Source organism: Streptomyces sp. NPDC053048 (assembly GCF_044547045.1).
GTDB lineage: Bacteria > Actinomycetota > Actinomycetes > Streptomycetales > Streptomycetaceae > Streptomyces.
Window position 1 is genome coordinate 259,150 of record NZ_JBITZS010000010.1, and the last position, 20,286, is coordinate 279,435.

At 67.9% G+C, this 20,286-nt stretch carries 30 protein-coding genes; 26 read left to right on the forward strand and 4 right to left on the reverse strand.

The window, feature by feature from the left end; translation table 11 throughout:
• Nucleotides 1-282 precede the first annotated feature (282 nt).
• From ACIG36_RS27080 to ACIG36_RS27195, 24 genes are all read left to right on the forward strand, one after another.
• Complete coding sequence (locus ACIG36_RS27080) at nucleotides 283-735, forward strand: hypothetical protein (protein WP_399933011.1); 453 nt, start codon at nucleotides 283-285, stop codon at nucleotides 733-735.
• A gap of 231 nt (nucleotides 736-966) precedes the next feature.
• Complete coding sequence (locus ACIG36_RS27085; protein ID WP_399933014.1) at nucleotides 967-1,227, forward strand: hypothetical protein; 261 nt, start codon at nucleotides 967-969, stop codon at nucleotides 1,225-1,227.
• Nucleotides 1,227-2,162, forward strand: a complete 936-nt coding sequence (locus ACIG36_RS27090) for a hypothetical protein (protein ID WP_399933017.1) — start codon at nucleotides 1,227-1,229, stop codon at nucleotides 2,160-2,162. Before ACIG36_RS27085 ends, ACIG36_RS27090 begins: the two co-directional genes overlap by 1 nt.
• Before the next feature lie 28 nt (nucleotides 2,163-2,190).
• Nucleotides 2,191-2,676: a hypothetical protein gene (locus ACIG36_RS27095; protein ID WP_399933020.1), complete on the forward strand. Its 486-nt coding sequence runs from the start codon at nucleotides 2,191-2,193 to the stop codon at nucleotides 2,674-2,676.
• A complete protein-coding gene (locus ACIG36_RS27100; RefSeq protein ID WP_399933022.1) occupies nucleotides 2,673-2,813 on the forward strand; it encodes a hypothetical protein in 141 nt (46 codons plus the stop codon). The genes ACIG36_RS27095 and ACIG36_RS27100 overlap by 4 nt, the downstream gene beginning before the upstream one ends.
• A gap of 22 nt (nucleotides 2,814-2,835) precedes the next feature.
• Nucleotides 2,836-3,273, forward strand: a complete 438-nt coding sequence (locus tag ACIG36_RS27105) for a hypothetical protein (protein ID WP_399933025.1) — start codon at nucleotides 2,836-2,838, stop codon at nucleotides 3,271-3,273.
• A gap of 92 nt (nucleotides 3,274-3,365) precedes the next feature.
• On the forward strand, nucleotides 3,366-4,211 hold the full coding sequence (locus ACIG36_RS27110) for an AAA family ATPase (protein WP_399933027.1): 846 nt from the start codon (nucleotides 3,366-3,368) through the stop codon (nucleotides 4,209-4,211).
• A gap of 60 nt (nucleotides 4,212-4,271) precedes the next feature.
• Nucleotides 4,272-4,646, forward strand: coding sequence for a hypothetical protein (locus ACIG36_RS27115; RefSeq protein ID WP_399933030.1), 375 nt, complete (start codon nucleotides 4,272-4,274; stop codon nucleotides 4,644-4,646).
• Nucleotides 4,643-4,789 carry a hypothetical protein gene (locus ACIG36_RS27120; RefSeq protein WP_399933033.1) on the forward strand — a complete coding sequence of 49 codons (147 nt, stop codon included), beginning with the start codon at nucleotides 4,643-4,645 and terminating at the stop codon, nucleotides 4,787-4,789. Before ACIG36_RS27115 ends, ACIG36_RS27120 begins: the two co-directional genes overlap by 4 nt.
• Complete coding sequence (locus ACIG36_RS27125; RefSeq protein ID WP_399933035.1) at nucleotides 4,786-4,929, forward strand: hypothetical protein; 144 nt, start codon at nucleotides 4,786-4,788, stop codon at nucleotides 4,927-4,929. Before ACIG36_RS27120 ends, ACIG36_RS27125 begins: the two co-directional genes overlap by 4 nt.
• Nucleotides 4,926-5,369 (forward strand): CHC2 zinc finger domain-containing protein, encoded by a 444-nt coding sequence (locus ACIG36_RS27130; protein WP_399933037.1) that lies wholly within the window; start codon nucleotides 4,926-4,928, stop codon nucleotides 5,367-5,369. The genes ACIG36_RS27125 and ACIG36_RS27130 overlap by 4 nt, the downstream gene beginning before the upstream one ends.
• Nucleotides 5,370-5,400: 31 nt before the next feature.
• Complete coding sequence (locus ACIG36_RS27135; protein ID WP_399933040.1) at nucleotides 5,401-5,868, forward strand: toprim domain-containing protein; 468 nt, start codon at nucleotides 5,401-5,403, stop codon at nucleotides 5,866-5,868.
• Entirely contained in the window at nucleotides 5,865-6,197 is a 333-nt protein-coding gene (locus tag ACIG36_RS27140; RefSeq protein WP_399933043.1) for a hypothetical protein, read from the forward strand. The genes ACIG36_RS27135 and ACIG36_RS27140 overlap by 4 nt, the downstream gene beginning before the upstream one ends.
• The gene (locus ACIG36_RS27145; RefSeq protein ID WP_399933046.1) at nucleotides 6,194-6,397 is read left to right on the forward strand and encodes a hypothetical protein; all 204 of its coding nucleotides are present in this window, start codon (nucleotides 6,194-6,196) and stop codon (nucleotides 6,395-6,397) included. The genes ACIG36_RS27140 and ACIG36_RS27145 overlap by 4 nt, the downstream gene beginning before the upstream one ends.
• Nucleotides 6,398-6,404: 7 nt before the next feature.
• Entirely contained in the window at nucleotides 6,405-7,598 is a 1,194-nt protein-coding gene (locus tag ACIG36_RS27150) for a hypothetical protein (protein WP_399933049.1), read from the forward strand.
• Nucleotides 7,595-7,915, forward strand: coding sequence for a hypothetical protein (locus ACIG36_RS27155; RefSeq protein WP_399933052.1), 321 nt, complete (start codon nucleotides 7,595-7,597; stop codon nucleotides 7,913-7,915). Before ACIG36_RS27150 ends, ACIG36_RS27155 begins: the two co-directional genes overlap by 4 nt.
• Nucleotides 7,916-8,013: 98 nt before the next feature.
• Complete coding sequence (locus ACIG36_RS27160) at nucleotides 8,014-8,295, forward strand: hypothetical protein (RefSeq protein ID WP_399933055.1); 282 nt, start codon at nucleotides 8,014-8,016, stop codon at nucleotides 8,293-8,295.
• Nucleotides 8,296-8,443: 148 nt separating this feature from the next.
• On the forward strand, nucleotides 8,444-9,688 hold the full coding sequence (locus tag ACIG36_RS27165; RefSeq protein ID WP_399933058.1) for a helix-turn-helix domain-containing protein: 1,245 nt from the start codon (nucleotides 8,444-8,446) through the stop codon (nucleotides 9,686-9,688).
• Between the two features lie 167 nt (nucleotides 9,689-9,855).
• The gene (locus ACIG36_RS27170; protein ID WP_399933060.1) at nucleotides 9,856-10,293 is read left to right on the forward strand and encodes a hypothetical protein; all 438 of its coding nucleotides are present in this window, start codon (nucleotides 9,856-9,858) and stop codon (nucleotides 10,291-10,293) included.
• 56 nt (nucleotides 10,294-10,349) lie between these two features.
• Nucleotides 10,350-10,718, forward strand: coding sequence for an ATP-binding protein (locus tag ACIG36_RS27175; RefSeq protein WP_399933386.1), 369 nt, complete (start codon nucleotides 10,350-10,352; stop codon nucleotides 10,716-10,718).
• Nucleotides 10,718-11,275, forward strand: coding sequence for a DUF6415 family natural product biosynthesis protein (locus tag ACIG36_RS27180; RefSeq protein ID WP_399933062.1), 558 nt, complete (start codon nucleotides 10,718-10,720; stop codon nucleotides 11,273-11,275). The genes ACIG36_RS27175 and ACIG36_RS27180 overlap by 1 nt, the downstream gene beginning before the upstream one ends.
• Nucleotides 11,268-11,888, forward strand: a complete 621-nt coding sequence (locus tag ACIG36_RS27185; protein ID WP_399933065.1) for a hypothetical protein — start codon at nucleotides 11,268-11,270, stop codon at nucleotides 11,886-11,888. Before ACIG36_RS27180 ends, ACIG36_RS27185 begins: the two co-directional genes overlap by 8 nt.
• Nucleotides 11,889-12,120: 232 nt before the next feature.
• Complete coding sequence (locus tag ACIG36_RS27190) at nucleotides 12,121-12,288, forward strand: hypothetical protein (protein WP_399933068.1); 168 nt, start codon at nucleotides 12,121-12,123, stop codon at nucleotides 12,286-12,288.
• Between the two features lie 136 nt (nucleotides 12,289-12,424).
• A complete protein-coding gene (locus tag ACIG36_RS27195) occupies nucleotides 12,425-13,354 on the forward strand; it encodes a hypothetical protein (RefSeq protein WP_399933071.1) in 930 nt (309 codons plus the stop codon).
• Here the strand turns inward: ACIG36_RS27195 and hemC (ACIG36_RS27200) are convergent.
• Nucleotides 13,341-14,273: a hydroxymethylbilane synthase gene (hemC, locus tag ACIG36_RS27200; RefSeq protein ID WP_399933073.1), complete on the reverse strand. Its 933-nt coding sequence runs from the start codon at nucleotides 14,271-14,273 to the stop codon at nucleotides 13,341-13,343. The two genes, ACIG36_RS27195 and hemC (ACIG36_RS27200), sit on opposite strands and share 14 nt — an antisense overlap.
• Nucleotides 14,274-14,371: 98 nt before the next feature.
• On the opposite strand from hemC (ACIG36_RS27200), the gene hemC (ACIG36_RS27205) reads away from it, so the two are divergent.
• Nucleotides 14,372-15,277: a hydroxymethylbilane synthase gene (gene hemC / locus ACIG36_RS27205; protein WP_399933077.1), complete on the forward strand. Its 906-nt coding sequence runs from the start codon at nucleotides 14,372-14,374 to the stop codon at nucleotides 15,275-15,277.
• 262 nt (nucleotides 15,278-15,539) lie between these two features.
• Here hemC (ACIG36_RS27205) and ACIG36_RS27210 read toward each other — a convergent pair whose 3' ends face one another.
• Together ACIG36_RS27210 and ychF are read right to left on the reverse strand one after the other, a co-directional pair.
• Nucleotides 15,540-16,796, reverse strand: a complete 1,257-nt coding sequence (locus tag ACIG36_RS27210) for a hypothetical protein (protein WP_399933080.1) — start codon at nucleotides 16,794-16,796, stop codon at nucleotides 15,540-15,542.
• A gap of 931 nt (nucleotides 16,797-17,727) precedes the next feature.
• Entirely contained in the window at nucleotides 17,728-18,816 is a 1,089-nt protein-coding gene (ychF, locus tag ACIG36_RS27215) for a redox-regulated ATPase YchF (protein ID WP_399933082.1), read from the reverse strand.
• A gap of 187 nt (nucleotides 18,817-19,003) precedes the next feature.
• Between ychF and ACIG36_RS27220 the strand changes: the two genes are divergently transcribed.
• Nucleotides 19,004-19,603 carry a DUF6542 domain-containing protein gene (locus ACIG36_RS27220; RefSeq protein WP_399933085.1) on the forward strand — a complete coding sequence of 200 codons (600 nt, stop codon included), beginning with the start codon at nucleotides 19,004-19,006 and terminating at the stop codon, nucleotides 19,601-19,603.
• Here the strand turns inward: ACIG36_RS27220 and ppgK are convergent.
• Nucleotides 19,506-20,264, reverse strand: a complete 759-nt coding sequence (gene ppgK, locus ACIG36_RS27225; RefSeq protein ID WP_399933088.1) for a polyphosphate--glucose phosphotransferase — start codon at nucleotides 20,262-20,264, stop codon at nucleotides 19,506-19,508. The genes ACIG36_RS27220 and ppgK overlap by 98 nt on opposite strands.
• Nucleotides 20,265-20,286: the final 22 nt, after the last annotated feature.

Here is a 20,286-nt window from a genome sequence, read left to right on the forward strand (position 1 = left end):
CATTGCCCACGATCGTGAAGTTTGCACGCCGAGGGGTACGCTGAATACGCACTGGGAGGGTTCATCTCCTGGTGTCAGGCCCGGTCAGCGGTTCCAGCGCCAGCCGGGCTCGGCCCCGGCCGGCGTTCCAGCGCAGGTCGGGGCCCTCTTGTATATGTCGCCAGCGTTCCAGCGCCGACGATCTTGACTGGTCACAGTTTGACAGCTCAGTGAACCTTACGCAACCATGGCAGAGCAGTGATCATCCTCAAGCATGACAACGACTGAGACGGAGGGAGGACGATGGGCGCCAAGAAGATCCGCGACGAGGACGAGGTCAAGCAGTGGTTCCGCCAGGGCAAGACGTACGACTGGATGATCGAGGAGTACAAGCGGAAGTACAACGAGACGACCACGCGGGCCATGTGGTCAACCTTCCGCAGTCGCAAGAAGCTACCTCGCCGCAACGTCCGTGATGCAGAGCTCATCCCGTGGAAGGTGAAGGAAGAGCACCGCTACGAGTACCCGGTGATGATGCTGCGCGCCGAGGCACGACGGCTGGCACCCGACGCGAACCTGACCAAGGCCGACGAGAAGCGCCTGGCTTCCTGGAAGGCTGAACTCAAGGAACTCGGCGTGGTCGTTCACTACGACCCCGAGACGACGGAGGGCTGGTTCTACGTGCCGCGCTCCGAGGGCGATCACGAGCTGATCCACCCACCGAAGAAGGCGACCGGGCGGAAGCCCCGGGACTGAGTCAGACTCGAACGCCTGTTCCTATCATCCCCCCGTCGGACGTCCGGCGGGGGTTTCTCCTTCTTGAGACTGAGTCCGGAAGGACAGGTTCCACATAATGTTTACGCACCGGTAGGGAACCCGTAAGGGGCGGGGTTCAGGGGAGCCGGGGGGTACGCGGTGAGTTGACACAGGTTTGAACGAGGCATAGAACTGGTTTAGTCACAGGTTTACAGAAGGAACCGTTACCTGATGAGCGCAACTGTGTCCTTGGGGGACACCATGCGCGTCGCCGAAGGCGTCGTGCTGTACGTCAACGAGGACGAGTGGGACTACCACATGACCCTCGACCAGGACGTAAGACCGAATACGGTGCGCTCAGCCCTCGATGCGATACGAGCGATGGGGCTCGAACCGCTGGACGAGGACGAAGGTGAACCGTTCTTCCTTGACGACGGGCGCATCCGCATGGAGCTTGCCCGGCGCGTTTTCGACTCCGAAGAGGCTGCGTAGTGCGATTTGTTCACATTCCGGCACCTATCCAGGGTGTACCCCGCGACGGCTGGGACCGCCCGCTGGTCATACCCAAGGAGGGCGGTAGACCCCGGGCCCTCACTAGGACGACGACGTTCATCGACGCGATCGAGGACAAGTCGGCACTCGCCGCGTGGGGCAGGCGCATGACCCTGGTCGGCGCCGCCCGGCAGCCGTCCATCCTCGATACCGTGCGGCACCTGGACCCGGAGAAGGCCGACGACAAGCGGCGACTCAACACCTTGGCCGACCGCGCGGTGGATCTGTCCGGCGCCCACTCCAAGCGCGAGCGCGGCACACACCTGCACACCCTGTCCGAGTACGTCGACCGCGGCGACCCCCTGCCGGCCAACGCGTCACAGCTCGACCTGCGGGACATGTCCGCCTACGTGGGCGCGACCGTGCACTTCGAGGTCCAGGCCGTCGAGCAGTTCGTCGTGGTGCCCGAGCTGGGTACGGGCGGCACGTTCGACCGGCTGCTGTCCTACAGCGGGCCCGGCCCTGACGGCGAGCACGTCGAGGGACGCTTCATCGGCGACCTGAAGACCGGCAGCGTCGAGTACGGCGCCCTGAAGATGGCCTCGCAGCTCGCGGTCTACAGCCGGGGCGAGCTCTACGACCACACCCGATCCCCCGTGGACGCGACGGACAAGAAGGCGCTCGCCGCGTGGAAGAAGGCGTCCGTGCCCGCCGACGAGGCGGCGAAGGCGTACACGCCCCTGCCCCAGGTCTCCCAGCAGTGGGGCGTCATCATCCACCTGCCCGCCGGGACGGGCGAGTGCACCCTGTACTGGGTGGACTTGGAGATCGGGTGGCGGGCCGCCAAGCTCGCGCGGGACATCCGGCAGATGCGCGGCGTGCGGAACGCCATGCTCCCCTGGGTGACGCGCCTCACGCACCGCCAGGCCGCTTAACTCTCCCCAAGCTGTTAACCTGTAACTGATGACGAGAGAGACCGACGGAGTGATTCACTCGCACGAGCACGGCATCAAAGTGACCATCAAGTACGGCGAAGGCTTCAGCGACACCTGGGCTGTCTTCAACGGCCCCCCGCAGGTCGTCCGCAGCCAGATCATCGACTACTTCGGCCTCGATAGTGAACCTGTAACCAACCTTACCCTCAGCGAGCTGGTAGTCGAGGCCACCAGCATCGCGCACGGCTCCGGCAACATCGCCGGACTGCTCGGCGGCCGGATAGTCGCCACGGAGAGCACTCCGGTCGCGTCGGACCCCTGGGCGGCGGCGAGCGCCCCGCCGGCACCTGCCCCGCAGGAGGAGCCGAACGGCTGGATTCTCGGCGAGATCGCCAAGCAGGCCACCATCGCCGACCTCCAGAAGCTCTGGGCGGCCAACCAGTCCTTCTTCTCCGACGAGGGCGTCATGGCCGCGTACAAGGCCAAGGGCCGCGAGCTGAAGGCAGCCGGGTGAGCCGCCGCCCCGTCCTCGCCGTGACCGTCGCCGCAGCACTGCTGGCGGCCTCCATCTGGACCTGGGTCGCAGCCCCGTGCGGGCTGTGGACCTTCGCGAAGGCGGGCGACGTACCCGCCCGCTGCATCAACGAGTAACCGAACACAGGAGACAGACTTAGTGACCCTTAACTTCATCGACATCCCCACCCAGGGCGGCGGCTGGTTCAAGCCCAAGGACAACGTGGACGCCCTCGCGATCCTCGTCGAGGTCAACAGCTACGACCGGCAGCGCCCCACGCCCAACGGCCCGAAGGACTCGGCGCTCTGCGACATCTCGGTCTTCAAGTCCCGCGAGCAGCTCGAAGCCCACAACCCCGAGATCAACAAGGGCACACGAGTCGAGCAGACGCTCCTCGCCCGAGACCTTGAGACCGTCGTCGGCGGCGCCACGATCGTCACCGTGACCCAGGTCCCCCCGAAGCGCCCCGGGGCCCACCCGGCGTGGGTGTGGCGGCCGGTGGCTGATGCCTCGATCCGGCAGGCCGTCATCGACTACGCCACGAAGCGCGAAGCCGCGGTGGCCGCAGCCGTTGCTGACGCACCCGACTTCGACTGACACCACGTGACATGAGGGGGCTGGCCTTCGGGCTGGCCCCCCTCGCCCCACCGTGAGAGGAGACTCCCGGATTGCTCACCCCTGCAAGGTCGTTGGCCCTTCATGCCGAGTCCGGTAAGGAGCTGCCGCGCGTCCCGGCCTTCGAGGCGCTGTATGCCCTCGGCTGCCGCCCCCGGCACGGCGAAGTCGTGATGGTGGCTGGTCGAAGCGGCACCCAGAAGAGCGGTTTCGCCCTGTACTGGACGGCGATGATGAATCTCCCGACGCTCTATTTCTCCGCCGATATGAGTGCCTTCACCGCCAGTAGCCGCCTCGCCAGCATGATGACGGGCGACACGACCGAGATGGTCGAGGCCGGTATGGCGGCCGGTGGCCGGCACCGTCAAGAGTACCTGTCCGCGCTCGCTGGCTCCCGCATCACCTTCTCCTTCGGTAGTCCGATCACCTGGAAGTCGGTGGACGAGGAGCTGGAGGCGTTCATCGAGCTGTGGGACGAATACCCGCAGGTCATCGTGTGTGACAACCTCATGGATTTCGAGGGCGCGGAGAGCGACTACACGGAGCAGATGTCCGTGATGAGCGGGCTCACCGAGCTGGCCCGCGCGACCGGCGCGACCGTGATCGTGCTCCACCACGCCAGCGACAAGAGCTGGGAGGCCAAGAGCGACCCGTGGGCCCCGCCGTCCCGCGACCAGGTCAAGGGCGGGTTGAGCGAGAAGCCCGAGCTCAGCCTGAGTGTGGCGCTCGACCCGACCTCGCACGAGTACCGGGTCGCGGTGATCAAGCAGAGGATGGGCCCGTGTGACCCCACCGCGAAGCGGTACGCGTCGATGCGCTGTCACCCGGAGGTGACCCGTTTCTCCAAGCTCGAGACGCGTATCCCGGTGGCCTCACCGTCGCAGCCCTGGTCGCCGACGCAGGTCCTCAACGCGGCCTAGCGTGTTAACCTGTAGCAAGCCCGCCGATGCGGGCATTCTTTTGAGGAGGGGTGTTTACCTGTGACTGAAATAGCGACGCGGAACCGTGCGAACCGGCGCAAGGGAGCGCAGTGGGAGACGGATCTCCGCGAGGGCCTGCGGGCCATCGGCGAGGACGTGGAGAGCCTGCGCCTGGCTGGCATCGAGGACGAGGGCGACATGGTCATCCGGGAGGGCGACGGCCGCTTCCTGATCATCGAGGCCAAGAACGCGAAATTCGAGCCCGGTCCTTTCCTGGACGAGGCAATGCGCGAGCGCGAGAACTTCGCCAAGCACCGCAGCCTCGACTCCGAGCTGGTCGACTCCATTGTGGTGGTGAAGCGGCGCGGGAAGTCGTGGCGGAAGGCGTTCGTGCTGACCACGGTTGAAGAGTATTTCGACCTGGACCCCGAGTGATCACGTACGAGGAGGAAGCCGAGCTGGCGCGCCTGGCGAAGGAGCTGGGCGACCTGTTCGCCGAATTCACCGAGCCGCAGGGCCTCGGCGACCTCGGCTTCGATACGGGCGGCGGCTTCTTCCGGGGGGAGCGCATCGCGTGATCCCTGCTGAGGAAGTGCTCGGGTTCGAGGCATTCCTCGACTGCCTCGGCGACTGCGAATTCGACGGCCAACTCATCATGGCAATCGAGGAGTTCTACGAGGTGCCCATGGGCGACCTGGACAGGTGGATGCTGCCGTGAGATTCCAGCGCATCGACCGGGGCCGCGACGACGGCCACGAGGACGAGAAGCCCATGCTGGAGGCGGTCTTCGGTCACTACGACCTCGACTACAACCCCGAGCGAGCCATCGGCATGGCCCCCTGCCCCCTGCACGAAGACAGGACGCCGAGCTTCTCCTACAACCTCGACCGGCAGGTGTGGAAATGCCACTCATGCCAACGAGGCGGTGACAGTTACGAATTCATCATCCACTACGAGACAGCCGTCAACAGGAACGAGATAGCTTTTGTCGGAGCCAAGTCCCTTGCAGCCTCTCTCGGCCTCGCAACGCGAGATGCTGGAGGAGGCGACGAGCGCCTATCAGGCAGCGCTTACGGCGGACGCCGCAAGGTATCTGCTGAATCGCGGGATCGGAAAGGCCGAGGCGGCTACGTACCGGCTTGGCGTCGTCGGGGATGATGCCTTCCCCGGGCACGAGCGGTTCCGCGGAATGCTCGCGATTCCCTACCTGGGGCGTACTGGCCAGCCGCTGACCATGCGCTTTCGGTGCCTGGAAGACCACGACCACCGGGCCCACTTTCACGGCAAGTACAACTCGCTGAAGGATGACCCGCCGCGCATGTACGGCGTGGACTCGGTGCACGTCGCCGGGGACACGATCGACGTGACCGAGGGGGAGCTCGACCGGATCATCTTGCGCAAGGTTGGTCTCCACGCGGTCGCCATCCCGGGCGCCGCCCTCTGGCTGGGCCGCCCCCGCCGGATGCTCGCGGGCTTCAACCGCGTGCGTGTGTGGGGCGACCCGGATGACGCGGGCTCGGAGTTCACCGCGAAGGTCTGCCGCTCCCTGCCCCGCTCCGCACGCGGCATGAGGCTGCGGCTCGGCGACGTGACCGAGACCTACAAGCAGGCAGGCGCCCAGGCCCTGCTGGACCTGATCAAGGAGGACGAGAAGTGACCGACACGAAGAAGCGGCCGGCATCCGTGACCGCGATCCTGTCCGAGGTCCGTGCGGCCCGGAAGGTGGTCGGAGAGCGGCTCGTGCCCATGGCTGGCGGCCGGCACCCGAACAAGGGCCGCGAGCACCACCAGCGGGAAGCGAACCGCTGGCGATCGATCGACATCAGCCGCGACCTGGACGGCGTCCCGGGCTGGGACTCCACACTGCTCGCCGCCACGTTCGGAGCCCTGGCCGAGGAGGACCCCCGGCACGTGCGCGGCGGCCTCGTCCGCCTGGCTGCCCTCGCCGTGGCCGCGGTGGAGTCCATCGACCGGGAGGCCGCGTGAGCGAAGGACTGCCCGGGAACCCCGGCCCCACCCTTCAGCGCATCTACGACGAGCTGGAGCCCGACGAGCGCGAGTCCGTGATGATCCGGCTCCTGGACGGCTCCTCGGCCGAGCGGCTCGCCCTGGTCCTGCGCAAGCACGGCCACAGCGTCAGCGCATCCACCATCCGTACGTACCGGCGTTCCCTTCTGGAGGCTTAGTTAACCTGTGACTGACACCCTGCTGGCTGACCTGCTGGCCACGCCCACCGCACCGCCCACACCCGCCCGCCAGACCGACCCCGACCGCGACTACACCCGGCAGATCGAGGTCTCCGGCGACGCGGCCGAGGTCACCGTACGCGGCCCCGCCGAGATGGACCCCGACTCCTCGGCCACCGACGTTCTGCGTGCCCACCGTCTCGACCCCGCCGAATGGGAAGTCACCGGCTTCCGCGCGAGCGAGTGGACCATGCCCAACGGGGAGCCGGGCGTGAGTGCGCGGTTCTCCTTCAGTCGCCGCAAGGGCCAGCCTGCCGAGCGCCCCAGCCTCGACGAGCTGCTGGCCGTGTTCGACCAGCAGCCCCCGCCCGTGCGCGTCACGCAGGACACGGAGGGCGAGTGGACCTACATCATCGCCCTGGGCGACATGCAGCTCGGCAAGCTCGACGGCGACGGCCCCGAGGGCACGCTCCGCCGAGCGATGGACTGCATCGACAAGGCTGCGGACCTGCTGTCCGAGTACCGAATGCGCTTCGCCATCGACCACGTTCATCTGGCCTGGCTGGGTGATCATGTCGAAGGTTTCGTCTCCCAGGGCGGAGCGAACACCTGGAGAACACAGCTCACCCTCACCGAGCAGATCCGGCTGACCCGGCGCCTGATGGCACACGCCGTGCTCAAGCTCGCTCCCCTCACCTCCCGGCTGACGGTCGTCGCCGTCCCCGGCAACCACGGTGAAGCCGTCCGCCCGAACGGCCGGGGGGTCACCCGCTACGACGACTCGCACGACACTGACGCCCTGATCTCGGTCGCCGAGGCCCTGAGCCTGGCAGGCGAGGAGTACGCCCACGTCGAGGTCTTCGTGCCGGGCACGGACGAGCTGACGGTCGTGGTCGAGTGCAGCGGAACGGTCGTCGCACACGCTCACGGGCACCAGTGGCGCGGCGGCAAACACTTCGAATGGTGGAAGGGACAGAGTTTCGACAAGTCGTCCGCCATGCATCAGGCCGATGTCCTGCTGGCTGGCCACCTGCACCACGAGCACGTCGACACGGACGGGCCAAGGACTTTCATTCAGGTGCCGGCCATGGAGTCGGAGTCGACGTGGTGGCGGCACCGCACCGGCACTCGAGGCGCCCCGGGGCTGATGGTCATGGTCACGAAGGACGGCCAGGTGCCGGTGAAGGAGGTGGTCCGGTGAGCCAAGCCGCGGACTGGTCCGTCCTGACTCCCGAGGTGATGACCCTTGCCGGCCGGGCCGCCCGGCGCATGGCAGACGGCTACGAGGAGCGGCTCACCATGGAGTACGACGACGCGTTCCAGGAGGCCGCGCTCATCCTCGCCACGAAGCCCGAGATGGTGCGCGAGTGCCTCGGCAACCAGGAGCTCGGGCTCGGCGTGCTGTATCACCGGCTCCTGCTGGACCTCACCGACCAGATCAAGACGCAGGCCCGGCACCGCACGCGGCACGTGTCCTACGAGGCGGCCTGCGACCGCGTCAGCGCTGGTGAACGATGAGCGGCTACGACAGGCGCCTCGTAGAGCACCTCTTGCCGGCCGTCTGGGACGTAGAAGCCGCATACGGCATCCGATGCCCGACCGCGCCGGACGCGGACATGCCGAAGGGCACGGTCGACAAGAAAGCCGCGGGCGTCCTGTTCGCCCACCTCGCCGACATCCGCCAGGCATGGAAGGCGTGCGAGCTGTCCCTCGGCGAGCGGCGAGCGCTGTTCCTGCGGTACTCCCTCGACTGGCCAGACAGCCTGATCGCCGCCCGCGACGGCGTGACCGACCGGGCGGTGCGGTACCGCCTCGAACGCGGAGTCGGCAAACTCGCCGCACACCTGAACGGCCACGACTACGTGGACGGGTACGACGACATGGACCGCGCAGCGTGAGAACGGCCCCGCTCCAAAGGCATTGGGGCGGGGCCAACACCTCTATAGCGCATGAGACAAGGGTTCCGGCAGGACTGCGCGTTCGCCCCCTTGCGCCGGGTACCGTTCAAGCATAGGCGCGTGTTCTTGAACGGACTTGGAGTCGGGAATGCCCCACTGGAGTGACTACAGCACTGGCGAGCGCATCAAGATCCTTCGCGGCAAGCACATGTCGCAGCAACAACTCGCCAATAAGACCAAACTGGCCCTTCCCACCATCCGGGCCGCCGAGCAGAACCGTCGTCTCTCCCTGCCGACGCTACTGAAGATCGCCAACGCGCTGAGCGTGGATACCAGCGTCATCCTGGGACAGCAGGCCCCTCGCCGTTCGATGGAGCAGGACGACCGCTCGACGCTGCGCTACATCTCATCCAGCGTGCACGACACGGCTGCCGGCTTCCTGCCTGGGGACACCGAACCGGTCGCCGCCGAGGATCTTTCCCGCGCGACGGAGAAGGCATGGTCGCTGTACTGGGCCGGTGACTACCAGGAGCTCGGCGCCGTCCTCGGCCCCCTGCTCCGCGACGCCGCCGTCACGGCTCAGACCCTCGATGGCGACGCGGCACACCCTGTCCTGGGATACCTGTCGGACGGCTATCAGATCGCGGCGTGCGTCGCGAACCTGTTCGGCGCCCGAGACTTGGCCTACTCGTCCATCGGCCACTCGCGCAGCGCCGCCATCGCGGCAGGCGACCCACTGCGGACTGCGAGGGTCGACTCGGCACGATCCTGGGTCTACCTCCGGGACGGAAGGCTCCAGCGGTCCATGGAAGTCGCCGAAGCTGCGGCCAGCGAGATCGAACCCCGGTACTCCGACCAAGGCGCCGAACGGCTCACCGTCTACGGCAACCTCCTCAACCATTGTGCGGTGACGGCCGCGCGCTTGGAGGATGACGACCGGACCGGGGACTTCCTCTCTCGCCTCCATGCTGTCGGAGCTCGCCTCGGCCGAGAGCGTGACTTCCACGGAGCACGATTCGGGCCCCACACGGCCACCACGCAGGCTGTCGGCATCAACGTGACCATCGGGAAGCCCGGCAAGGCCCTCAAGCTGATCGAGTCCGTGAAGCCGGCACACCTCACCGGCCTGGCAGACGCCGCCCGCAACCGCTACCAACTCGACGTTGCGATGGCCCAGGCGGACGCGAAGCTGTTCGACGCAGCGCTCGACACGCTGGAAGGAGTCCTGCACGACGCCCCCCAGTGGTCCCGGCACCAGGCCCTTCCCGCGGTGATCGTGCAGAAGATCGGAAACGCCTCAACGGCACGCCTGCGCAGGGTTTCCGAGCTCATCGGAGTCCCGGCGATTCCGGTGGATGGCTACGCACCAGCCACGGTCAAAACCGCGCTGTAGACTGGCATATGCCAGTTCGAGGGCCTGTGAAGTGATACGCGGCGTATCACTACTGCTCGCTCAAGTCCCCCTGGTGATACGGCTCGTGTTACTGGGGGCCTTGCAACTTCTGTTAGTGATACGGCTCGTTACTTCCCGACCACAAAGGGCTGCGCCACGGTTGGGGCATGAACCGGACCCCCGCCAGTTCCCAGCGCCGCCGCAACATCGCAGACGCGTCGAGCGGCTTCCCTGACCGCACTCGCGTGGTTCTCTACGCCAACCTCGACGAGGGCAGTAACCCGGCTCCTGTCCTGGACCGGCTCCGCGCGTACGCCGAGGCTCGTGACTGGATCGTTCCGAGTGAGGCCGTGCTCTTCGACACGGGCCTCACCTCCCGCTCGCGCCGTGAGCGGCCGGGATGGTTCGAGGTGTCGCGCCTGCTCCGCGAGAACCACGCCGAGGGTCTCGTCGCCCCGGCCATCGGGCACATCGCCGACACCCCCCAGGACCAGGCGGACTTCCGCGCCTGGTTGGCATCCGTCGCCAAGTTCGCGAACTACCTGGACGAAGGCGACGAGAACCCCATGCCGGCCGCCATTGAAGTCGAAGGGGCAGAGGCATGACAGCGCCCTCTGCCCTCAGCGCTGGCGTCCTCTCGCCCCTCACGATGCCCGCCCCCATGAAGGTGTCCTTCCCCCCGGACACGAGGCGTGTCGAGCACATGCGACGGCTCACAACCGCGCACCTCAAGCTCACCGGCCGAATCGCCCCCGACAAGATTCATACGGTGCAGCTCCTCGTCAGTGAAGTCGTCACCAACGCGATCCAGCACGGTGACCAGCGCACCAATGTGGACCTCTTGCTCACGTGGCTCTCCCCCAGCGAAGTGCGGATCGACGTCGACGACCACGCCTCTGGACAGCCGCACATCCAGAGACCTGGGCCGACCGACGAGAGCGGCCGAGGAATGCTCCTTGTCGCCGCGTTCGCCAAGGACTGGGGCAGAGTCGACACGCGCACGTGGTGCACGGTGGAGGTGGCCTCCTGATGGGCAGGCACGCTAAGCGTCGGGCGTCCTTCTCCCTCGTCCCCCGCGGCCTGGCGTTACGTGGGTCGACCGAGCAACGGAAGGCCGGGGCCGCCTGGGAGCACGGCCTTGCCGATGCCGGGTTCGCCGTGGCGGAGGGGGTCACCCCGGAGACCGCTCTTCTGCAACGGTTCCTCGATGCGATGCGGCGACAGCAGGTCGAGGAGTGCGGCGACGGTCCGTTGCCCATCACGGCGGAGGCCATCCGCCAGACGACGGACTACGTGCTCAGCAGCCACCTGGACGAGGCACGGGACGGCGAGCTCGACGCCACCCTCCTGACTCTTCAGGGGTACCTCTCGGCCCTCGCGGATGAAGCCGAGGCGGAGCTGGACACAGGGCGAATCGTGGTGCGCCAGATGGTCAGCCAAGCGCGGGCCGTGGCCAACGAGGGATGCCGGCCGTCCAAGAGGAGCGTCAGGAACGCCGCCCAGACGGCGCGCGGCCTCCTGGCTCTGCTGACCCGCGAGGGCTGGGGCGCCTCCACGGCGGAGTCGAAGGAACCGGCCCATGTCTAAGAGGACGCTGAGCAGGCCGACAGTGGAGCCGTTCGTCGTCGCGTACGACGATGAACAAGGCGGGCCCCTGGCGGACCTGACGATCGAGCTCACCCCCAAGCCCCGACTCGCCTACAAAGTCATGCAGCCCGATGATCGCGATCGGCGCGGCGTTCTCTGGGCTCGCGTCGATCGCGGCCCCATCAAGGGTCGGCCGATCTTCGCCTTCATGAACAGCGAACGCCAGCGCGAGTGCATGTATGACCTGCTCTGTCAGGTGTGTGCAGAGCCTGCGAGTCGCAACGAGGACGGCTGGCTCTTCCTGGACTGGCGGATGCCGCAGGACCCGCCGACATGGCCGGAGGGCTCGCTGACCAACATGCCTCCGCTGTGCGTGGCATGTGCGCGGGTGGCGGTCGAGCAGTGCCCGAACGCCGACCGCTTCGTCCCGCTCCGCGTCAAACTGCCTCGGCTCTGGGGCGTGTCCGGGACTGCCTACACATGGACTGGGGCGAGCTGGCTGAGCAACGACACGATCCCGTGGTTGAGGTACGGGGACGAGCGCCTGAACGCTGTGCTCGCCTCCCAGCTCATCCGGGAGCTGTGCAAGGTCACGGTCGTGGACCTTCCGTGAGCAGGGTCCTGGTGCTGATAGCGGCCCTCGCGTGGGTGGCCACCATCGCGCTGATCGTCGGCGGCCGAGCTGCCTGACCCAGACTTCCGCCATCGGCGGGGACTTCCCGAGGGCGCCGGTAATCATCACGGCCGGCAGCCCAACCGATGACGGCTGCCCACTCCGCTCGTAGGGGGCGGACGGGCACCCCCGAGCCCATCCGGGCCGGGGACCGACGACAGAAAGGGTCGCGATGCCCGCGATCATCGAAACGACCGAGACGGACAAGCCCAAGGTCGTCGAGAGCGACACCGAGCTCGCCGAGGAGCCGGGCGAGAGCGGGGCCGCTGGCGGCGAGGCCGACCAGGGCGACTCCGACGCCGCCGAGCCGCTCGGCGCCTATGCGGTGCTCATGGCGTAGCACCACCCCCAGACGCCCGCCCCGGCCGTGGCGCGACACCCGCTTCGACATTCCCCCCGGAGCGAGTGATCCGGCCGGGGCGGGCTTCCCAGGCCCCCCACGCAGTCAACCGTCTTTGACCTTGCAGGAGGAGCACGTGCCCACCCACCGCTTAGCCGTACGGAACTACCTCGGCGGCCCCAGTCTCGCGCCGGCCGACCTGACCATGGTCTTCCTCATGCGTGAGGACGACGACGACGCCTCCCGCCCCATGCCGACCCTCACCGTGCGCGAGGTGCCCGGTGCCGTTGCGGCCATGGAGTCCCTCGGCCTGAAGTCGGTGAAGATCTTCGCTGGCTCCCGCGTCAGGGACGGCCGCGCCTCCCAGGGCTCATCCCCCACGGGCCTGATGGCCCGCGCGATCCGGGCGGCGAAGAAGGCCGCCCCAAGCCTCGCCGTGATGACGGAAACGTGCGTGTGCTCGCACAACGACTCGGGCGAGTGCTGGCTCGCGGACGAGCGTGGCGCCATGGACCTGGAGGAGACGACCGAAGTCATGGCGGCCCAGGCGGTGATGCAGGCCGATGCCGGCGCGGACATCGTCGGCCCGGCCGCGATGATCCCCGGCTCCGTGCGCGCGGTCCGCGAGGCCCTCGACACCGCCGGGCACAAGGACGTGGCGATCATGCCGCACCTGATCTTCGAGTCCTCGCTCTACGAGGGGTACCGGGCCACCATGGAGGCAGTCCCCCGCTCGGGGGCGCGAGCCTTCCAGATCAATCCGCGACAGCCCGAGCAGGCTGTCCACCTGGCTCGGCAGATGGTCGACGAGGGCGCCGACATGATCCTCACCGAGCCCGCGCTCCACACCGTGGACACCGTCGTGCACCTGAAGGACAAGCTGCCCGTTCCCGTCATGCCCTTCTCCGTGAGCGGCGAGTACCTGCGGCTGACCGACCGGCGAGCAGACGGCGAGCGGGACGTGAGGGGGCTCATCGAGGCGTACACCGTCCTGAAGAGGGCGGGTGCCGACCGGATCATCACCTACGGCGCGCTGGAGATCGCGCGGGAGCTCAGGGCCTCCTGATCGCGGCCAGGATGCTGGCCGCTCCTTGAGCCAGCAGGTCTGCGGCGACGCAGGCACCGAGCTTCTCCGGATCGTCCACCGGCCCGGAGCCTGCCCCGGTCACCTGCGTCGCCCCGTCCAGGGAGGTGACGGCGGCCGACAGATGCAGCAGCCCGTCTGACTCGACCCTCCCCCACGCTCCGACCGGAACCGAGCACCCGCCATGAAGTTCGGCCAGCAAGGCGCGCTCAGCGCGTACGCACGCATCGACCTGCGTGTCTCCGGTTCCAGCCAGGAGCCGAGCGGCGGGGGAATCGACGCGGACCTGGATACCCAGTGCACCCTGCCCCGGAGACGGCGGGAAGACAACGGGATCGAGCACTTGGTGTACCTCGGGCATCAGGCCGAGCCGATTCAGTCCAGCCGCCGCGAGCACGACTGCGTCGAGGCTGCCCTTGGTGGTCCGTGCCAGCCTTCCCGGCACGTTGCCGCGGATTGGCACGACTCGCAGGTCCGGCCGGAGCGCGAGGAGCTGGGCCACACGTCGGGGAGCTCCGGTCCCCACGCTGGCCCCTTGCGGAAGGTCGTCGAGCGTGGCGCCACACAGCACATCCCGTACGTCCTCGCGGGGTCCGGGCGTGGTGAGCAGGGTCGTGCCCTCGGTGACGGTGGTGGGGAGGTCCTTCAGCGAGTGCACGATCACGTCCACCTGGCCGGTGACCAAGGCCGCTTCCTGGTTGGTGGAGAAGGCGGACCCGCCGGCCGTCTTGGCGACCTCGGCGAGTGTGGGCGTGACGCGGTCCTGGTCGCCGCCTTCGAGGATGATCTCCCGCTTGAACCGGACGCCGGGGAACTGTGCCGCGAGAGGCGTAAGCCACTCGGTGACCTGCGTCTTCGCCAGCTTGCTTGCCCTGGAACCGATTCGGACTAGGTCGCTCATTCGGGTCAACTCCTCGCTGACGCGGGTCTGTTGACGCTCAATCGTACTTGCACCAGAACCAAGCAGTTTCCGACAGTTTGTCACCAAAGGAGAACCAGGTGAGTCCCGTACGCATCGGCGCTCGCGCGTCGAAGATGTCCCTGATGCAGACCGCGCCCATCCTGGCGCAGCTCGCACCGACCCGCGTCGTCTTGCATCCGTTCTATGGCGCCGGAGGCGACCGCGAGCAGGACCGCGCGCCCCTGGAGTCGGACGGTGTCTTCTCCGAGGAGATCGAGGCCGCACTCCTGGATGGCGAGATCGACGTCGCCGTCCACTGTCTCAAGGACGCCCCGACCCACGACACCGAGGGCCTGACGATGGCCACCTACCTGCGGCGAGACGACATCCGAGACTGCCTCGTCACCCGCGATCCCGAGCTCCGTCTCGACACGCTGCCCATCGGCGCTACGGTCGGCACGGCCTCCGTGCGACGCACCGCCGCCTTGCGGACCTATCGCCCGGACCTGGAAGTCGTCCCGCTGCGCGGACCGGTCCACGAGCGCCTTGAGGCTCTGTTCTCACACGCCGTGGATGCCCTGATCGTGGCCTCCTGCTCGATGGAGCGGCTCGGCCTTCGCCACCGGATCGGCGAGCGGATCAGCACCGAGATCATCTGCCCGCCGCTCGGGGCTGCGATCATCGCCCTCCAGACGCGCGAGGACGACATGGACACCCGCAAGGAGATCTCGAAGCTCCATCACCCGGAGACGGAGACCGAGGCCGAAGCGGAGCGCGCCATCCTGCGACACATGGGCGGGTTCTGCAACGCGCCGCTCGCCGGGTACTGCACCACGAACGACAACGGCAACACCGTCACCTACACCGTGCGGGCCCGCGCGTTCTCGCTGAGCGGCACGGCGGTCGATGTCCGCCAGACCGGGGAGGACGCCACAAGGACGGCGCTGGCTGTCTGCCAGGACCTCACCCGGCACGGCGCCCTGGATCTGGCCAAGGCGGCATAGTGGCTCGCTCCAGCAGCTACCACAACAACCGGTTGCGGCCCATCGAAAGCAGTGTGCCGACGGCACGGGGCGCGTCCGAAGAGGAACGGGATAGAGCGGCCATGCGGGTCGCGAGCAACGCCCGCTCGTGGGCCGACTGCCTTGACCTCCTTGACGCCCTCGGCCTCGACCCTGAGCGGCTGCTCCTTGCCGCCCGCCAGCGTCGCTGACGTGACCGCTAGGCGCAGCCGCTCGCACCGGGCACCGGCAAGCACAGGAAGCCCTAGGACTGCCCGGAAACGTCGGCCTCTGGGGTCTCGGAGGGCCGGGGCTCCACCATTTCAGGAGTGGGCACGGGTCGCTGAGACTCCTCGGGCGCGGAAGCGGGCGCGGTCACAGCGGGCTCGGGGGACGGCTGGGGCTGCTCGGGTTCCGGGAGGGACTCCAGGGCCTCCTGGGCGTCCTCGATGGCCTCGCCCGCTGCGACTACGTCGCCCGGCTGTGCGCTGTCGTCGGTGGCCGCAGTGACCACTGCCTCAACCACCTCACCTATTGCAACCCGCGGAATGTCGTCGTGTCCGCCCTCGACGGTTTCCGTCTCGGTGGCAACAGTCACCGTGTCCGTCTGGGGGTCCGTCACGGTCACCGAGACCGTGCTCGGCGGCGCCTCGGGGGTCTCCTCGACGGGCGCGGTGACGTCGACCGTGACGGTCATGTTGTCGGTCACCTGCGACTCGGCAGTGACGGTAACCATGCCGCCCTCGGGCTCGGCAACCGTGAACGTCGGCTCGGTGCCGGGCGCGCTGATCGCGAACATGTACGAGCGGAACGGGCTCATCCGCCCCAGGAAGTCTTCGACGGGCTCTTCGATGGGGTCGGGAATAACGGCTTCCACCGACCTCTTCAAGCTCTCCTTCATGGTCGGCTGCTTCTTCTCCTTGGCCGCCTTTTCCTTGCCCTTGCCCTCGCCGCCTTTGCTCTGCGGCGCGGCCGGCAGGTCGTCGCCAGGGGCGGCACTCCCCGAAGCGGGGGCGCCACCCTCGGCCTCGCTCTTCTCCGCAGGGGCAACCTCGCGGTAGACCGGCCCGGAGGCCAGGAGGGTCGAGCCGCCGAACGACGGCGGCTTGATGTTCGGCTTAACGATCGGGCCGGACTCCTCCGCCTCTCCGTATGCCAGGGCGTGAGCGTCCTCGGGCGAGACACCCCGCCGCAGGGCTTCCTTCACGACGGCCCGACGCTGTTCATCGGTCAGCGGTACTCCGGCGATTCCGCCTCGCCCGTCGAAGTACGTGGGGACGTACCCCTTCTTCGGGTCGCGGCGGTACACGTCTCCGACCTTCGGGTCCTTGAGCGGCTGAGCGTCCGGCTCCAGGTCCGGCGCCGCCTTGGCAGGGCCCTTGCCTCCCGCGGATTGGGGATGATGCTGCGTCAAGCCCATGCCGCCCGTGTAGACGGCGACGCTGGCCAGTAGTCCCCAAGCAGTGATCGCGGTGCGTCTCTGCGGCTCCCCCTTCTCGGGCAGGGCAAGGGCGCGGGACACGAGGTTTCGATGGCAGGACAAAACAAGCTCCCCCGATCAACTGGAACGTCTGCTTCCGCTCAGTAGAACACGGGAACGCTCGTTCGAAACTCGTGGGTAGCTTTCGATCTTGAAAGTCATCCTTGGGGCGTATTGGATCTAACCCGAGGGATGAAAGTTGATGTTGAAATCTGTGTGTGAGCACTCAACCGGGACCGAATTCGATCATTCGATGGTTGAATTTCCAACCGGGCCGAGCGGTGATCACCCGGAACTGCCCTTCGACGTGGGGCGACGTGCGGCGGATACTGACAGCGAAGGCACAGCGGAGTTCTCACCGAGGAGCGCCGGCGTGATCAAAAACGCCAGCAGCGACCCCGCCCCTGGCCCGCGAGTAATCGTCGAACGCGCTCGGGGGTGTGAGGAATGTCGCGGCTGGGGGAGTGTCGTGACCGACGAGGGCGGCTTTCATCTGTGCCCTACCTGCCAACGCGAGAAGCCCGTTCGGGTCTTTCCTACTGACTCTGTTCTTCGGGGGCCGGGTCGCCTGCGTGGCAGCCACTGACCCACCTCCAGCCGACCCTGATAGCCGCCTCTCCGACCTTCACGGGCTCGCCGTACACGAGGGCGAAATGAGCAGGGGGGCTGGCGTAATTCACGGGGGCATTGGATTCGGTCGTGTCACCCATAGGCCGGAGGTTAGCGCCGCCCCTTGTGGCCGTCTGGCGAACGTCGAACCGGTCCCCCGATCCAGATCCAGCACCGTCGCCGGACCCCTCCCCCACGAAGTCAGCACCAAGTCAGCACGGAAGGGGTTCCGAGGGGTGATGAGGGGTGCTTCCAGGTCAGCACCAAGTCAGCACGGGAACGAGAAGAGGGCCTGACCCCGAAGGATCAGACCCTCTCTGACCTGCGCGTTTGCCAGATCAGCGATGTGGTGCTATGTGACCCACTACACGTTGAAGCGGAACTCCACGACGTCACCGTCGGCCATCACGTACTCCTTGCCCTCCATGCGCGCCTTGCCGGCGGCACGGGCCTCGGCGACGGAGCCGGAGGCGACCAGGTCCTCGAAGGAGATGACCTCGGCCTTGATGAAGCCCTTCTGGAAGTCGGTGTGGATCACACCGGCCGCCTCGGGGGCCGTGGCGCCCTTCTTGATGGTCCAGGCGCGGGTCTCCTTGGGACCGGCGGTGAGGTAGGTCTGCAGGCCCAGGGTGTCGAAGCCGACGCGGCCCAGGGTGGCCAGGCCGGGCTCGTCCTGGCCCATGGACTGCAGCAGCTCCAGCGCCTCCTCGTCGTCCAGCTCGATGAGCTCGGACTCGATCTTGGCGTTGAGGAAGATGGCCTCGGCCGGGGCGACCAGCGCGCGCTGCTCGTTCTTGAAGTCCTCGTCGACCAGCTCGTCCTCGTCCACGTTGAAGACGTAGAGGAACGGCTTGGTGGTGAGCAGGTGGAGCTCGTGCAGCAGGTCACCGCGCTCGGTGCCCTTGGTGATGCCCGCGGAGAACAGGGTCTGGCCCGACTCCAGGATCCCCTTCGCCTCCTCGACGGCGGCGAGGACGGCGACCTTCTCCTTCTGGAGGCGCGACTCCTTGGTCAGACGCGGGATCGCCTTCTCAACCGACTGCAGGTCGGCGAGGATCAGCTCGGTGTTGATCGTCTCGATGTCGTCCTTGGGCGAGACCTTGCCGTCGACGTGGACGACGTTCTCGTCCTTGAACGCGCGGATGACCTGGCAGATCGCATCCGACTCACGGATGTTCGCCAGGAACTTGTTGCCCAGGCCCTCGCCCTCGGAGGCGCCGCGCACGATGCCGGCGATGTCCACGAAGTCGACGGTGGCGGGGAGGATCCGCTGCGAGCCGAAGATCTCCGCGAGCTTGGTCAGCCGGGCGTCCGGGACGCCGACGACGCCCACGTTGGGCTCGATGGTGGCGAACGGGTAGTTGGCCGCCAGCACGTCGTTCTTGGTCAGGGCGTTGAACAGGGTCGACTTGCCGACATTCGGCAGACCGACGATTCCGATCGTGAGCGACACGTGGCGACTTCCCGTAGTTCCCGTAGTAGCGAGGGTTCCGCGCCCCGTGACGCGCCCGGTCATCCAGTCTACGGGTCCGCGCCGCGCGCGGGGCCCGCACGGAGGATGACTCGAACACACGGCCAGGCGGCAACAACCGGCGTGTCCAACGCCGGATTCCTCGTATGTACCCACCTAGTTTGGTCGGGTGGAGCAACCCAGCACGCGTATCCCCCAGCGCAAGGTCCGGCGCGGATCACCCGTGCCCCGCCCCGCCGTTCCCGTGGGCCAGCGCCGGGCGGACGCGCCACGGCGCCCGCGCCCCCGGCGCCCGGCTCCCCCGCTCGTCCGGCGGCTGCCCGCGCCCCGGCTGACCGGGCTCGGCAGCGGGCTGCTCACCACCCTGGCCATGCTGGGCGTCGGCGCCCTGGACGCGTGGGCGCTGGGCGGCTCGGCCCGCGTCTACGGAGTGTTCTTCGTGCTCGCCAGCGCGGCCTGCGCCCTGTGGGTGCGGCCGGCCGAGCTGATGACGGCGCCGGTGAGCGTGCCCATCGCCTACGCGATCGGCGCGGTGCCCGTCAGCGACGGCACCGGCGGCTTCGGCAGCCGGGTGATGAGCCTGGTGACGATGCTGTCCCTGAACGCGGGCTGGCTCTACTCCGGCACCCTGCTGGCCGCGCTGATCGCGCTCGTCCGGCGGATCGTGCTGATCAGGCTGCGGAGGCGGGCGCGGAAGCGGCAGCGGCCATCGCGGCCCCCACGATCCCCGCGTTGTTCTCCAGCTGAGCGGGCACGACCTCGGCGCTGACCCCCTCGATCAGCGGCAGGAACTTGGCCGCCTTGCGGCTGACCCCGCCGCCGATCACGAACAGCTCGGGCGAGAAGAGCATCTCCACGTGCGCGAGATAACGCCCGACCCGCTTGGCCCAGCGGCCCCAGCTGAGGTCCTCCTCGTCCTTGGCCCGCGTCGAGGCACGCGTCTCGGCCTCGTGCCCCTGCAGCTCCAGATGGCCGAGCTCGGTGTTGGGCACCAGCCGTCCGTCGACGAAGAGCGCGCTGCCGATGCCCGTGCCGAACGTCAGCACCACGACGGTGCCCATGCGCCCGCGCCCGGCACCGAACGTCATCTCGGCGAGTCCCGCGGCGTCCGCGTCGTTCAGCACCGTCACCGGCCCGCCGAGCTCCTCGCCGAGCAGAGCGGCGGCGTCCCGCCCGATCCAGCTCTTGTCGACGTTGGCGGCCGTACGGGTCGTCCCGTCGGTCACCACACCCGGGAACGTCACCCCGACCGGGCCGCCCAGGGCGCCGAAGTGCTCGACGACCTGCCGGACGCAGCCGGCGACCGCGTCCGGGGTGGACGGACGCGGGGTGAGCACCTTGAAGCGCTCCCGCGCGATCTCACCGCGCCCCAGGTCCACCGGAGCGCCCTTGATGCCCGATCCGCCGATGTCCACGCCGAATACGTCCATGCCCAGCAGCGTAGGCGCGGAC